Source organism: Actinomadura scrupuli (assembly GCF_050971785.1).
Classification (GTDB): domain Bacteria; phylum Actinomycetota; class Actinomycetes; order Streptosporangiales; family Streptosporangiaceae; genus Actinomadura_E; species Actinomadura_E scrupuli.
This window is the reverse complement of sequence record NZ_JBPCCU010000006.1, coordinates 412688-426645: the sequence shown is the minus strand read 5'-3', so window position 1 is coordinate 426645 and position 13958 is coordinate 412688. Positions and strand designations below refer to the sequence as shown.

15 protein-coding genes are annotated in these 13958 nt (G+C 67.3%); 10 read left to right on the top strand and 5 right to left on the bottom strand.

Annotated features, from left to right (window positions below):
- The first annotated feature begins 107 nt into the window (after positions 1-107).
- The gene (locus ACRYCC_RS27550) at positions 108-395 is read left to right on the top strand and encodes a hypothetical protein (protein ID WP_433816596.1); all 288 of its coding nucleotides are present in this window, start codon (positions 108-110) and stop codon (positions 393-395) included.
- Between the two features lie 806 nt (positions 396-1201).
- On the opposite strand, the gene ACRYCC_RS27545 is transcribed toward ACRYCC_RS27550, so the two are convergent.
- Complete coding sequence (locus ACRYCC_RS27545) at positions 1202-1921, bottom strand: class I SAM-dependent methyltransferase (RefSeq protein ID WP_433816595.1); 720 nt, start codon at positions 1919-1921, stop codon at positions 1202-1204.
- A 414-nt stretch (positions 1922-2335) separates the two neighbouring features.
- Positions 2336-2839, bottom strand: coding sequence for a GNAT family N-acetyltransferase (locus tag ACRYCC_RS27540; protein WP_433816594.1), 504 nt, complete (start codon positions 2837-2839; stop codon positions 2336-2338).
- A gap of 68 nt (positions 2840-2907) precedes the next feature.
- On the opposite strand from ACRYCC_RS27540, the gene ACRYCC_RS27535 reads away from it, so the two are divergent.
- Positions 2908-3255 carry a GNAT family N-acetyltransferase gene (locus ACRYCC_RS27535; protein WP_433816593.1) on the top strand — a complete coding sequence of 116 codons (348 nt, stop codon included), beginning with the start codon at positions 2908-2910 and terminating at the stop codon, positions 3253-3255.
- Positions 3256-3348: 93 nt separating this feature from the next.
- On the opposite strand, the gene ACRYCC_RS27530 is transcribed toward ACRYCC_RS27535, so the two are convergent.
- Complete coding sequence (locus ACRYCC_RS27530; protein ID WP_433816592.1) at positions 3349-4251, bottom strand: LysR family transcriptional regulator; 903 nt, start codon at positions 4249-4251, stop codon at positions 3349-3351.
- Positions 4252-4366: 115 nt separating this feature from the next.
- On the opposite strand from ACRYCC_RS27530, the gene ACRYCC_RS27525 reads away from it, so the two are divergent.
- Complete coding sequence (locus tag ACRYCC_RS27525) at positions 4367-5194, top strand: oxidoreductase (RefSeq protein ID WP_433816591.1); 828 nt, start codon at positions 4367-4369, stop codon at positions 5192-5194.
- A 212-nt stretch (positions 5195-5406) separates the two neighbouring features.
- Here ACRYCC_RS27525 and ACRYCC_RS27520 read toward each other — a convergent pair whose 3' ends face one another.
- Entirely contained in the window at positions 5407-5934 is a 528-nt protein-coding gene (locus ACRYCC_RS27520) for a hypothetical protein (protein WP_433816590.1), read from the bottom strand.
- Between the two features lie 276 nt (positions 5935-6210).
- On the opposite strand from ACRYCC_RS27520, the gene ACRYCC_RS27515 reads away from it, so the two are divergent.
- Entirely contained in the window at positions 6211-6351 is a 141-nt protein-coding gene (locus tag ACRYCC_RS27515) for a helix-turn-helix domain-containing protein (RefSeq protein ID WP_433816589.1), read from the top strand.
- A gap of 57 nt (positions 6352-6408) precedes the next feature.
- On the opposite strand, the gene ACRYCC_RS27510 is transcribed toward ACRYCC_RS27515, so the two are convergent.
- Complete coding sequence (locus ACRYCC_RS27510; RefSeq protein ID WP_433816588.1) at positions 6409-6849, bottom strand: DUF4259 domain-containing protein; 441 nt, start codon at positions 6847-6849, stop codon at positions 6409-6411.
- A gap of 117 nt (positions 6850-6966) precedes the next feature.
- Here ACRYCC_RS27510 and ACRYCC_RS27505 point away from each other — a divergent pair, with 117 nt between their 5' ends.
- From ACRYCC_RS27505 to ACRYCC_RS27480, 6 genes are all read left to right on the top strand, one after another.
- Positions 6967-7590 carry an aminoglycoside phosphotransferase family protein gene (locus ACRYCC_RS27505; RefSeq protein ID WP_433816587.1) on the top strand — a complete coding sequence of 208 codons (624 nt, stop codon included), beginning with the start codon at positions 6967-6969 and terminating at the stop codon, positions 7588-7590.
- 131 nt (positions 7591-7721) lie between these two features.
- On the top strand, positions 7722-8027 hold the full coding sequence (locus ACRYCC_RS27500) for a trypco2 family protein (protein WP_433816586.1): 306 nt from the start codon (positions 7722-7724) through the stop codon (positions 8025-8027).
- 13 nt (positions 8028-8040) lie between these two features.
- A complete protein-coding gene (locus tag ACRYCC_RS27495) occupies positions 8041-9648 on the top strand; it encodes a trypsin-like peptidase domain-containing protein (protein ID WP_433816585.1) in 1608 nt (535 codons plus the stop codon).
- Complete coding sequence (locus ACRYCC_RS27490; protein ID WP_433816584.1) at positions 9641-11122, top strand: tetratricopeptide repeat protein; 1482 nt, start codon at positions 9641-9643, stop codon at positions 11120-11122. The genes ACRYCC_RS27495 and ACRYCC_RS27490 overlap by 8 nt, the downstream gene beginning before the upstream one ends.
- Positions 11119-12099, top strand: coding sequence for a HesA/MoeB/ThiF family protein (locus ACRYCC_RS27485; RefSeq protein WP_433816583.1), 981 nt, complete (start codon positions 11119-11121; stop codon positions 12097-12099). The genes ACRYCC_RS27490 and ACRYCC_RS27485 overlap by 4 nt, the downstream gene beginning before the upstream one ends.
- Positions 12096-13874 carry a Mov34/MPN/PAD-1 family protein gene (locus ACRYCC_RS27480; protein WP_433816582.1) on the top strand — a complete coding sequence of 593 codons (1779 nt, stop codon included), beginning with the start codon at positions 12096-12098 and terminating at the stop codon, positions 13872-13874. Before ACRYCC_RS27485 ends, ACRYCC_RS27480 begins: the two co-directional genes overlap by 4 nt.
- Positions 13875-13958: the final 84 nt, after the last annotated feature.

Below are 13958 nucleotides of genomic sequence, written 5' to 3'. Positions count from 1 at the left end.
CACGACGGCTGCGGTTGCGGCGGATCGTAGACGCACAGGTCTCCCCTGGTAGGCGTAGCTCGGTGATCTTAGCTGCTCAAAGATCCCGTATAGAGGGAACTGCGACGATGGCGGACATGGACCATGCGGCAACGTTCCGAGCAGTCCGGACACTGATCAATCAGCATGACCCCGAGGGGCTGCTGCAGGTGAGCGCTCCCGAGGACGAGTACGACCCTGAGGTCGAGGATCTTGTCGCTCTAGTTCAGGGCGACGTGGAGATCACAAGTACTTCAGTCTCGGAGATCTTCAATCGATGGTTCGGGAGTTCGCATTGGATCGCTAACGAACAGGACGACATCACCGAGGTGGCCGCACGGCTCGAGGAGATGCGCCGCCTGAGCACGCCGCGATGAAACGAGTCTGGCCCGGGCTCGCAGGTCACCACGCCGCAGAGGCCTGTGGATTCGGTGTTCAGGCGGATGGCAGCGCGACAAGATTCTTCGTGGCCATGGTCGGTCCAGCGAAGTCGCTTCGTTAGCGGCTTCGGTGAAGTCTGCCCACCAGTGCAGCAGCAGTCCGTAGCCGTCCTCGATGGCCTGTTCCGTCCAGTTGAGGATGTCGGTGAGGCTCTGGCCGTTCAGCGCTGTTTCGACGGAAAGGAATCCCGCAGGGCCGAACCACCTGGCGGAGGAGTCCGAGCTCAGCCGACCTGCCGGAACGACCGCCACAGCAACGCCAAGAGAGGCGTGTTCTTGATGACGAGTTCGACGAGATCACCAGAGGACGCGTCTCACGAAGCTCGCTCGACGCTGCCAACTGCAACCTAAAGATCAAACAGGGCCTCCCCGTAACGATCACGGCAGTAAACAGTCCGTATCAGCCAGCAAGGAGTGGTAGCCGTGCCCATGGCGCGCTGCCACCGGTATCGGAGGACGCGACCGGTCGCCCACGCCTTTGGTCATCAAGCGGAATCATCGGATTGGTCCCTCCTGGCGTGATGGTCGTTTAGACGCCCTAGCAGCCGGATCAGGTCGTCGCGCTCGGCGGCCGACAACGGCGCGAGCAGGTCGTCATGGCCTGCGGCGAGCAGTACGTCGAGCTGGTGCGGTGTCGTCGCCCTTGGGGGTGATGGTGATGACGTTGCGGCGGCGGTCTGCCGGATCCGCGGCGCGTTCGACGAACCTGCGGTCGGTGAGTTCGTTGATCGTGGCGGGCGTCGCTATCGGGTTGCGGTGACTGCGCTGGTGCGTCCCCACGGCCCGCCGTACCAAAAGCGCCAGCCCAGGTCGCGTATCGTCACGTCGACCAATCCGAGACTGATTAGCTGGTCGGCGTATGCCCGCGCGTGGCGGAAATCAGCGATTACCAATCGGCCACCCGGGCGCACGCGGGCGGCCTCGGCAACGGCCCTCATCCGGCCCGGTTCGCCCCGGATGTTGTGCATCGCGAGGCTGCTCACCACCAGGTCAACCGACCCGGTGGCCAGCGGCAACGCCCGCATGTCCGCAGTCAGCAGAGTGACCGTGACCGCCTCAGCCGTAGCATTACGCAGCGTATTCGCCGGGTCGTTGTTCGACTGGTCGACTGAGCGCCACAGGTCCACGCCGATTGCGCGGCCTGCGGGCACCAGCCGGGCCAGCATGCTCAGCACCGCCCCGCGACCGCAGCCGAGATCGACCACCCGCTCCCGGCCGGTCAGCCGCAGGTCCGATAGCAGTCCGGCCCACACGACGAACTTGCCTCGGCGGGTCGTGTACAGGAAGCTGGCGCAGCTGAGGCCGAAGAACAGGCCGTAGACCAGCGGGATCAGCCACCACCAGCCGGCGACAACCACGGCGACGACCACGGTCAGGCCGAGCGACACGACCGCCGCCGCCCCGAGCCCGACCGGGACCGTCGGCGCGTCAAAGCCGTAGTCCGCGCGCGACCGTTCGTCCACGCCGAGACCTTACCGGTCCGCGAGCCTGACAAGGCGGGGTGGCTGCACCAGCTGCGCCTCTCGGCACTGCAGCACTGGCTCTCTGCCCTGGACAGGCCAACCAGTACCACACCGCCGTACGGGCGAACCTGATCGTCACCTTCGGGCCCACCTACGTCATCGACGCCGCTGGGACACTCAACGACGTACACGGTGGCCGAAGGACCCACACCATGCCGGATGCCACAACCGTACGCGGCAGCGCCTCTGCGATGTACGGCGTCACCACGATACTCACCTCGGCCCAGGCCCTGGCCGGCTGCACGCGTACGCGCTTCACCACGTCACCTGCGGCACCTGACGTTATCGCCGGGTGCGCTGGGGCGCCCGTGTCACCAGTGCTCGAAGGAAGGTACGCAGTGGTTACGTACACGCTCAGCGCAGCTCGCCTTCCAGCAGGCCCATCACGATCAGGTCGTGCCATCGTCCGTCACGCCGGAACGCGTCCCGCATACGCCCCTCCTCGAGGAAGCCGACCTTCTCATACACCCGGCGGGCGGCTGCGTTCTCCGCGACGACAGTGAGCCAGATCCGGTGCAGCCGCATCTTCTCGAACCCGTACCGGCAGATCACCCGCATCGCGTCGGTGGCATACCCCTGACCCCAGGTGTCCTTCTCACCGAGGTAGATGTCGAGTTCGGCAGCACCGGTCTCGGGCTCGGTATCGCGCAACACGACGATCCCGATCGGCCTCCCCTCGGCCGTCTCGACGAACAGCATCACCCGCTCGAACGAGTCCGGCGTACGCTCCGCCAGCCGTTTGGTCAGGTGAGCCAGCGACGGCGGATAACCATCGTTCATCCATCGCATCACCTCCGGGTCGCTGTGCCAGCGCCACAACGTCTCGGCATCCGACGGTTCCACGGCGCGCAACCGCACAGGATCTCCGACAAGCACCCCTGATTCCTACCAGAGAGCACGACAAACGAAAGACCGGCGGACCCGGCTTGGTACGCCCGGTCGTCGCCATCGACGAGGCGGGCAGGGTCCTGGGAACGGCCAAGATGAACAACAACCAAGCGGGCAACGGGTCACATGTCGCGAGCGCCAGCTACATGGTCGACCCGGCCAACTCCGGGCGCGGCGTGGGCCGGGCGCTGTGCGAGTACACGCTGGAGTGGGCGCGCGCGGCGGGCTTCCGCGCGATGCAGTTCAACGCGGTCGTGGAGACCAACGTACGCGCCGTGTCGCTGTACGAGTCGCTGGGCTTCGAGGTGGTCGGAACGGTCCCGGTGGGCTTCCGGCATCCGACCAAGGGATATGTCGGCCTGCACGTCATGCGCCGGGCCGTGTGAAGAACGGGTGACGGCCGCGAAGTTCCGCCTGCTGACGCCGAAACACTCGCGCTCCCCCCGGTCCGCGATCCTTGTCGTCACCGTGCTGTGGGTTCAGCCGGCCTTGGTGAGGTCGGTGGTGGCGGCCAGGTGGGTTACCACGTCCAGCAGGTTCCGGACTGTTGGTTTGTCGTGCCGTGGATGCCATGCCATGACGGTCTCGGCCTTGTCGCCGACGAGGGGGACGAACACGACGCCGGTGCGGCGGATGCTGTGCGCTGACTGAGCGAGGCGGGTGATTCCGACGCCGGCGGCGACCAGGCCGAGGAGGTTGGCCACGCCGGAGGCGCGTTGGACGATCTTCGGCTCGAAGTCGGCGTCGCCATAGTCGTGGTCGTACTTGCGGTGCCACGGGATCCAGGAGCTGCGTGGAGTGAGCACCCACGGCTCGTCGGCGAGATCACTCAGGTGGAGTTCGGTTCGTCCGGCGAGGGGGTGGCCGATCGGCAGGACCGCGCAGACCGGTTCGGTGACCAGTGTGAGGGTGGCCAGGTCGTCGACGAGTGGTGGCCGGGTGAACGCCGCGTCGTAGCGTTCGTCGCGCAGGCCTGACACGAGGGTGGCGATGTCGACGTCGTCGGTGGTGAGCTCGACGTCGGGAAACCGCTGCCGGAACGCCCGTACGACCGGCGGCAGCATGTAGTTCGCGGTGGAAGTGAGAAAGGCCAGGCGAAGGTCGCCGATCTCCCCGAACTCGGCGCGGCGGGCGGTGGCGACGGCGACGTCCGCTCGGGCGAGGACGGCTCGCGCCTCGGGCAGGAACAGGCGACCGGTCTCGGTCAGCCGGGTGCCGCGGGTGTCCCGCTCCAGCAGCCGCGCGCCGACGGTGCGTTCGAGCACGGTGATCTGCTGGGACAGGGACTGCTGCGCGATGTGCAGATCGTGAGCGGCGCGAGTGAAGCTCAGCTGCTCGGCCACCGCTACGAAATAACGCAGGTGACGTAGTTCCAGGGTCACAGGTTCTGACTGTAACCGCTGAAAGCAACATGTGTTGGCCAGGCCGGGTCCCGGCGACCGACAGTGGTGGCCAGCCTCATGACCGTAAGAGCGAAAGCTGACCGAGGAGCTATTCATGGCAGAACGCGTATGGCTGATCACCGGATGTTCGGCGGGATTCGGCCGTCATCTCGCCCTGGCCGCGCTGGCCGCCGGGGACCGGGTCGTGGCGACGGCGCGACGGACCGAGCAACTCACCGACATCGTGGACGCGGGGGGAGAACGAGTGCGCACCGCGAGACTCGACGTCACCGAAGCCGCGACGATCGATGCCGCGGTAACCACCGCCCTTTCGGCATTCGGCCGGATCGACGTGATCGTCAACAACGCAGGGCACGGGTCGGTCGGCTCCGTCGAGGAACTGACGATGACCGACCTGCGGGCACTGATGGACGTCATGTTCTTCAGCGCGGTGGCCGTGACCAAGGCGGTCCTGCCTCATCTACGCCGGCAACGCGCCGGCACGATCGTGCAGATGAGTTCCATGGGCGGCCAACTGACCATGCCCGGCTTCGGTGCTTACTGCGCGGCGAAATTCGCCCTCGAAGGACTATCGGAGGCACTGGCCGCAGAGGTCGCACCCTTCGGTGTCCGGGTGCTCATCGTCGAACCCGGGGCGTTTCGTACCGAGTTCGGCGGGCACCGCATGCACCGCTCACAGACGATCGACGCCTACGAGGTGTCCACGGCTCAGACCAGAGCCGCTGTGGACCAGATGGACGGCACGCAACCCGGTGATCCGGCCAAGGCCGCCCAGGCGATCCTGCGGGTGATCGACGACGCCGATCCGCCGCTGCGACTCGCACTGGGCAACGACGCGGTCGACAACATCCGAACCCACCACGAGCAACTGCGTACCGACCTGGACAGGTGGGAGAAGCTCAGCAGGTCAACGGACCTGTGAGCGGGAGCCACGTCCCACTAGCGGCGACTCGTACCCCAGCCACATGGCGTTCGCGCCATAGCCCGGTATGGCCTTTACCTGGGCGGTCTGCGGGTAGCAGTGACGGTGCTTGATGGTGTCCGGCTGGGCTCCGGACTCGGGGTGGTGATAAGCCCGGACCTCGCCTGTCCTGCCGTGCTGTTCAACGACTCGATGATTCGGCCAACACCGGTTTACCAGTGCAGCAGCAGCCCGTAGCCGTCTTCGATGGCGTGCTCGATCCAGTTGAGGATGTCGGTGAGGCCCTGGTCGCTCAGCGCTGTCTCCAGGAACTGGCCAAAGGCGGGCGGCTGCCCTATTCGTACCTTCTGGCCGGTGGGGACGTGAGTGTTCCACGCCTTGGCCGGCCCCGTCCACACGTCGAGGTCGTCGGGTGGTGTCGCCGCTGGAAGGTCTGCACCCCAGTGCGGGGCGGGCGGTACGTTCGGGGCCGGCAGCGTCAGGATCTGTTCGCGGATCTCGACCAGTGCGGGGCGGACGGCCCAGTTGTTGGTACGGGAGCGGGCTGCGGCGGCGCGCTCACGCAGGGCTTGCCACTGGTGCGCGAGGTGCCAGGAGGTGCTGTAGCGGTACCAGGCGTACAGGTAGTCGCGGTGCTCGCCGTGGCGTACTCGGTCAAGGTGGCCCGCCGCCTCGCATAGCCGCTCCAGCTCAGAGGCGAGCCGACGTTGCCGGATGGTCGGGCTTGAACGTAGTGCCACTGCTCAGATGACTCCTCAGCAGAAACAGCCTGGTGCGGACGCCCAGCCAGCACGATCACCCATGACCGACCTTGCCGGCTGAACTCGGCTCCGGACGCGGCGCGAAGAGGGCGAGGGACGCGGCGTACAAACCCCTCGGGCCGCGCCCCCGCCTTCTTCCATGAACCAGAAGAACGACCACGCCGTGTCACCAATGTCCGCCAGTTCTTGATCCGTACCGCCAGGGCTGAGGTCATCGACGCCGCCACTGCCACACTCGCCGACGGGTGAAATCCCATGGACCACGCGAGCGAACACCTAGATCTCCCGGACTACCTCACCACGACGGAACTGGCAGCCCTGCTGCGAGTCAGCCGCGCCACCGTACAGAGACTCCTCGAAGAGCACCGGGCGAACAGCCAGGCCGGAAACCTGTAACGGTGCCTCGGCCAGGCGAGCACCTGAGTCTCGGGCAGGAGCGGTTTCTCGGGCTGCTTACCGGGAGTTCGCGGCCGCCCGGAACGGCGCCAATGCCGCTTCGTTCTCGGTGGGATGTCCGGTGGACTCGGCCCATAGCTCGTACCACTCATTGTTCTCGGGCTGGAAGGCCCGAGTGAATACTCCTGCAGCCAAGGTGCGGAGTTCGTCATCAGGCTGGAACGGCATCTGATCCAGGTAGTGCCTGCCGTTGGCATCGAGCTGCAGGCTCGGATCGATACGCGCGGCCACCAGGCACGCTGCGGCGATGGCCGCGTCCATTTCGGGGCATTCGACGTAGTCGCTGGTGTCGAGGACCTGGGTCATGGCGGCACGAATACCCGCCCGCAGCTGCTCGACCGGTTCGTCGGTCAAATCGCCGACGAAATCCAGAGCATCGTCATTCTCGAACGGGCCGGCACCCCAAGCACCCACGCGTACCTCCTTGATCGACTTCAACGATCAAGGACCCTAGCCAACGGGTCGGACTTCCCGACCGCTATGCCAGGTGGCGGATCCAAGCGCGCATGATCTCCGCAGCCAGCCAGTGACCGCCGATCTCGGCGGCCTCCAGCGGTGGGACGGCTCCGGGGCCACCCCGAGGATCTGGAGCAGGCGAACGGCTCCGGAGTGTTCCTGATGACAAGGATCCTGCCGGGCACCACCGCCTGGGCCACCGACGGTCCCGACAACAGCCGGAAGTTCGGCGACCTGCTGCGCCGCCTGCACCATCCCGGGCTCCCGGCCGGCCCGCGGCTGAAGGACATGGCCGAGATCGCGGAGATGAGGCTGGACTGGGCTCGGGAACGCTTCGCCGACCCCCGCTACGCCAACGACATCGCCTCCATCAAAGACGCTGAACGCGTCCTCGACGCACTGCTGCGCACCACGACCACCCGTCATGTGCTGCACGCCGATCTGCAGGCCAAGAACATCCTGCGCGGACCCGACGACTGGTTCGCTATCGACCCACTCGGCGCGACCGGCGACCTCAACGCCGAAGCGGCCCTGTGGATGGCAATTCAAGACGGCCCCGCCACCACCGAAGACCGCCTCAACGAACTCCGCGACCCACGAATCCCTGGACACCGACCGCCTCCGGGCCTGGACCTACGTCCTGTCCGTCGCCGAATACCGCCCCTACCTACCTCCTTCGGCACACCGCATCGAACAGTTTCTCGCCTCGACCGACCCAGATGACTTGATCAACCTCGTATCGGCCTGATGCCTGACGTGAACCTCGGCATGCTGGAAGAACGCCATACGCTATTTATCGCCCCTGCCGTACGATCGATGCCGATACCGAGATCGAGCGCGATGCGTGGTGATGAGTGGCGGAAATCGGGTTGGTCGAGGCGATCGCCCAAGTGCGCGAGGAATTGGCCCGAGCGGTGACAGCCGGCGCACAGGCGGATATCCAGTTCCCGGTCGGTCAGGTCACCTTGGAGTTCAAGGTCGGTATGACCAAGACCGGCGAAGGGGCCGGCAAGGTCAAGCTCTGGGTTCTCGAACTCGGAGCGACCGGCAAGTACGCACAGGAGTCGGTGCAGACGGTCTCCGTGGTGCTGGAGCCCCCGGTCGACTCCGAAGGCCGGCCGATCAAGGTTTCGGCGGGCTCCCAGGAAATGCCAGGCTAGGCCGCTCACGACCATGGCCATTCGCGACCGCTTTGTAGAGGTGCTCGCCGACCGTGGTCCCGAAGCGACACCTCGATGGACAGTGGGCTCGGGTTTTCTGGTCGGTGGCCGCTATGTGCTGACCTCCGGTCATGTCGCCGCCGAGGGCTCCCTGCTCGTACGGCGAATCGGCTCCGGGAATCGCTCGGCGAAGACCGAATGGCCCGCCAGGCTCCGGCTCATCGGGGACCTGGATTCCGCCGACCTGGCCTTGGTGGAGCTGGAGGACGGCCCGGGTCCCCTTCCCCATGTCGGCTTCACACGGATCGACCGGCATACGCGTGAAACCACGATGGTCGAACACTGCTCGGCGGTCGGGTTCCCGGAATTCAAGAAGCAGGGCACTGGTACGACCGCGCGACGCGAGACCGCCCAGGTGGACGGATCCATCCCGACCTCCGAGGACCTGGATTCCGGCCTGCTCACCTTGCGGGTCTCCAGCTCACCCCGGCCGCTTCCCCCCACGCAGGAGGCACTCGGCCTCTCCCCATGGTCGGGAATGTCGGGCGCGGCCGCTCTGGTGGGCGGCCGCGTCGTCGGAGTGGTGTCGGAGCACCAACCACGCGCGGGCCAGTCGGCACTGACCCTGGTGCCCATCACGTTCATCGACCTACTGCCGGACGCCGGCGACTGGTGGGAAGCACTGGGCGTCGACAGAGCGCGGATACCGATCCTGCCGAAACCCGATCCCCTCTGCGTGGGCGAACTCCCCAAGGGCGTCGACCACTATCAGCGCCGGCAGTACAACACGGACCTCGAGTCCGCGATGGCCTCTGATCGGCTCGTTGTCCTGAGCCCGGAACGGGCGGGGCTCGGAGGGGTCGGCAAGACCCAGCTCGCCGGAGCTTACGCGCGGAACCTGTGGGAGCGTGAGGAGGTCGACCTGCTCGTGTGGGTCAGGGCCGACGAGCGGGACAAGGTGGTGAAGAGCTACCAGGAAGCCGCCACCGCGGTTGAAACCGACTCCCTCCTGCCATGGCTTGCCACCACCGACCGGAGGTGGCTGATCGTCCTCGACGACCTCACCGACCTGCGCCACATGGAAGGACTCTGGCCCCCCGACCACCCCAGCGGTCGCGTCCTGGTCACCACCCGCGACTGGCACATCCTCTCCGACCGCAGGCACGCTCGCTGCATCGAGATGGGCCCCTTCACCCCCGCAGAGGCGACCTCCTACATCATGGCGTGCCTGGACTGCGGACCTGACGAGGCGGCCAAGCTCGCTCACGCCCTGCGGTTCCAGCCGGTGGCCCTCTCCGAAGCCGTGTCCTACATCCGCCGCCACGACCTGGACTGCCTCCAGTACTGCCGCAGATTCGGTGACCGCCACCGGCTGCTGCCCCGCCTCCTGCTCGGCAACCAGGCGACAGCCGATGTGCAGAGATCTGTCATCGCCGTGGCCTGGTCCCTCGGCGTCGAAGCGCGCGGCGCGCAGAAGCCGGAAACCGGGCTCTCGCCCGCGCGGTATGAGATGACCACGAACCAAGACGGAACGCAGACGGTGAAGGTCGAGCTCGACGGGAGCTTCGGAGACCGAATTCTCGACAGGCTCCTACCGCCCGGTTGGGATACAGATGGTTGAGAACCTCTCCGCCGCCCTCGACCGGGCGCGCCAGGCAGCCATCGCAGATCCCCAGAGCCACGGCGGCGAGTTCGCTCTGCTGCTGGCCGACCAGGGCTTCGAGCTGATGCGGTCGGGGCAGTGGGAGGCCTCACTGCCACTGCTCGACGAGGCCGGGCTCTTCATCGGTCTTGCCAGCGGCCAGAAAGCCCCCAAGCGTAAATTCAAACAGATCGAATCCTCGACAGGAGCCGGGACCGTACCTGCCTTCAGGTCCCCACTCGTGCTGCCGCGGCCGTCATTGTTCCCTGGCGCGTTGTACGAGAAGCGTTCGGCCTCGGAGGCCGCCGTCGTGGTCCTCAAGGACGCGGTACGAGTGCTCCCGTCCGATCACGCGCTGAGCCCCATCGCCAAGTCCAGGCTCGGGCACCGTCTGCTCCAGGTACACCGCCGTACTCCCAGGACCGGACCACTTCACAAGACGACACTCGACGAGGCCATCAGATTCTGCCGGGAGGCCGTCAGCGACGCGTCTGACCTCGACACCGAGCTTCTCGCGAATCTGGGCGACGCGCTGCGTGCCCGCTTCGACCTGACCAGCGATGTCCCCGACCTCGACGAGGCCGTCTCCTGCCTGAGACGTGCCGTCCAGCTCACCGCGACCGGGCACTCGGGTCTCCATGCGCTGCTGTCCGTCCTGGGCGACGCGCTGCGTGCCCGCTTCGACCTGACCAATGACCCCGCCGACCTCGACGAGGCCGTCTCCTGCCTGGCACGAGCCGTCGAACTCACGCCGGCCGAGAACCATGACCGGCCTGCGGTCCTGTCCAACTTCGGGGCTGCGTTGCGCCGCCGGTTCGACCACACCGCAGACCCCGCCGATCTGGACGAGGCCATCTCCCACCTCCGCGCCGCATGGCAGTTCGAGGGCCACCAGCAAGAATTGGTGCGCTCGAACCTCGGCGCCGCCCTGCTCCTGCGGTACGAGCGCACTGTGGATGCCGCCGACCAGGCCGAAGCCCTCGAACACCTGAACGCGGCCGCCGCGGCGACATCACCGGACACCCCCGAACGGCCCGCGATCCTGTCAACGCTGGCGGAAGCGCTGTGCGCCGGCGGCAAGCTGTCGGCGGCTCGCGATCTGCTCTCCGAGGCGTTGCGTGGCCGTGAAGCGACGCTCGGCCCCGAACACCCGAGCACGCTGGCGAGCCGCCACAACCTGGCCACCGTCATGGCCATGCTGGGGCACTGTTCGACCGCGGTAGAGGAGTTCCGCGAAGTGCTGCGCGCACGCCGGCGTGTACTGGGGGACGACCACCCGGACACCTTGGCCAGCCTGCACAACCTCGCCACCGCTCTGGCGGACCTCGGCAGGGTGGACGAGGCCGAGGCGGGATTCGCCGCGGTAGTACGGGCGCGGAACGCAGTGCTCGGGCCGGATCATCCCGACACCCGGGCGAGCGCTGCGGCCCTGGAACGGATCCAGCGCCGATGACGGACCGTTACGCCCGGCACGACCTGATTCCCGGCTGGCGGCAGGACCGGCTGTCGAAATCGACCGCTGTAATCGCAGGGGTGGGAGCGCTCGGTAACGAGGTCGCGCGGCTGCTCGCCATGGCGGGAATCGGGGGGCTCCTGCTCTGCGACCCGGACGTGGTGTCCGAATCCAACCTCAGCCGTACGGTCCTCTTCCGCGGCACCGACATGGGTCGTCCCAAGGTGGAAGCCGCCGCCGACGCGCTACGGGAGCTCTCGCCCGGGATCGAGGTGGAGCCCATCGCCGCCACGCACGTCAGCGGCGTCGGGCTCGCCCGGCTGCGGGACGCCGACCTGGTCGTCAGCTGTCTCGACAGCATGGCCGCCCGCATCTCGCTCGCCAGCCGATGCAACGCGGTAGACGCGGGTCTGCTCGACGCGGGCACCGATCCCTGGGGCGGGCAGGTCTGCTATTACCGGCCCGGTGGAGCCTGTCTCGGCTGTGGGCTGAGTGCACGGCAACGCGCCCTCCGCGACGACCCGTGGAGCTGCGCCGGGCCGGTGGCCGACCCGGTGGCTGGGGCATCCGCGCCGGTCTCCGCTTTGCTGGGCGCGTGGGAGGCGACGATGGCGCTGCGCGTCCTGTTCGATCTGCCGGTCTCGGAGTCAGCGCTGATCGTGGATTCGATCGGCGAGGTCGACCGGTCCGAACGGGCGCGGAACCCGACGTGCCCGCTGCACGAGCCACTGGACCCGTCCCTGGTCGAACCGGTGGGGACCGTCACGACGGTGGCCGAGCTCGTGGGTCTTCTGGCGCCCGGCGAAGAGGCGTTCTCCTGGGTGGCCTTGCCCGGCGGCACATCACTGCTGCGCAGCGCCCCGCCCGATAAGCCGTTGACCGAGGTGGGTGTGGCACGTGAGGAGATCCTTCCGGTCGCGCGGAGGAGCGACGGCGCAGTGATCAGGTATCTCGAACTGGGGAAGCGGAGACCATGAACGACGACCTGTGGCAGCACTTCGCGCTGCTCTTCCCGACGCGCACAGCAACCCAGGAACTCCTCGAAGATGTCCTGTCACCGGCGCCCGAGATTCCGGCAGATTTCACTGCCACCGACTTCTGGCGGCGGCTGGGTGAAGGAATGAGCGATGAGGAGACCGCACGCTTGGTTGCCGCGGCCCGGCAGCAGTACCCCGCCAGCGCAGTCCTCGAAGAGTTCCAGGAGTCCGGAGAGACCTGGGTCGTCCTCGTCTTCATCGGCGACGGCGATCACGAAGGACACCTGAGCCGCACCCGCCGCCTGCTCGATCCCGATGCGGAGGTCCTCTACACCTCGTCCTCGGATCGGGTGACGACGATCCGCGTCGCAGATCGGCCGGACTCGGAGCTCGCCGAGGCGGTCGAACAGCTGACCCAGCCTGGAGTGACGGTCACCTTCGGCCGCGCCGGCCACCGGCCGTACCTGGTGCAGGAACTGACCGTCCAGGGGCCTGATCAGCAGATCTTCCGGGTGGAAGACGTTCCCTCGACGACGACCGTCGGCGAGCTGGCCGCGGGGATCGTGAGCCAGTACACGGAGGGCCGGCCCGGCTCGCAACGCCCGACCGTGATCGACCGTGTTCTGCCAGACGGGAGCGGAAGACGCACCCTGAATCCGGACGCGTCCCTGCACGATGCAGGGGTCGGCGAGGACGATCAGTTGAGGGTCGGTTTCCAGGCCACCGCGGGCGCGGGCCTGTTCCAGGCACGGGTGAACGCCCGCTCGCGGGCCCGCGACCAGCTCATCGCGTTCGCCGAACGTACTCCCGGCTTTGCGCTCGACGCCGTGGACGACCCGGACTTCCCCGCCAGGTTCGTCGTCACCTTCCACGCCCGGAGCTTCGGCCCGCCCCGCGACATGCTCACCCGCCCGCTTCACCCCACCGTGCAAGACCGGCACATGGTCCAGATCACGCTGCCCCCGGACTTCCCGGTCGCCCTGCCCACCGTCACCTGGGTCTCGCCGATCTTCCACCCGAACGTGGTGGAGGGCGCGGTCTGCCTGCCCCTCGACGGACCCGACCTGGAGACGACCTGCCAGGCCGTACTCGACCTGGCCGCCTACCGGAACTACGAGGTACGCCCCGAGGACTTCGGAGGTGGCGGCTTCCTCGATCTGACCGCCGCAGCATGGACTCTCTCCAGAGAAGGCCAGGAGAGGATCATCGCCAGGGGCGGCACCCCCCGGGCTGCTCTGGCACGACCACGCGTACCGCTGCGCATCAAGCTGATCAGTGAGCCGCACCGTCCACCACCGGACCTGTTCCCGCCGGTGCGGGCCGTGCAGGACCCGGAACGATGCAGGATCACAGTCCGCTTCGACGAGGGGGTCGCCTTCGACCAGTACCGCTCCGAGGAGATCGAAGAAGGGGGCTTCCTGCTCGGCCGGGTGCACGAGTACGGAGAGCAATGCCAGGTCGAAGTCACCGAGGCGGTCAGTGCCACCGGGACCCGTGCGACCCGCACCAGCTGGACCATGACCGACGAATCTTTTACAGCCCTCCGGGATACGATCGGCGACCGGCTCCTGGTCGGCTGGTTCCACACCCATCCCCGAGACGCGCCCGCTCACCCGTCGGCCGAGGACGTCGCGCTGCACCGCGATCTGTTCCCGCACCCCTGGCAGATCGCCGTGCTCCTCAACCACGACACCGTCACCTGCTACCAGCGCGACGGCCAAAGGCTCCACCTCATCGAGCGCATCCTGAGGGACCGCCGTCCACACTCAGGATGAACCGAGAGCCTCGCTGCGAGCACAAGTGTTCCGCTCCCGCACCAACGAGGAACGCCAGGTTCACCTCCTGCCGATGCCTGGAGC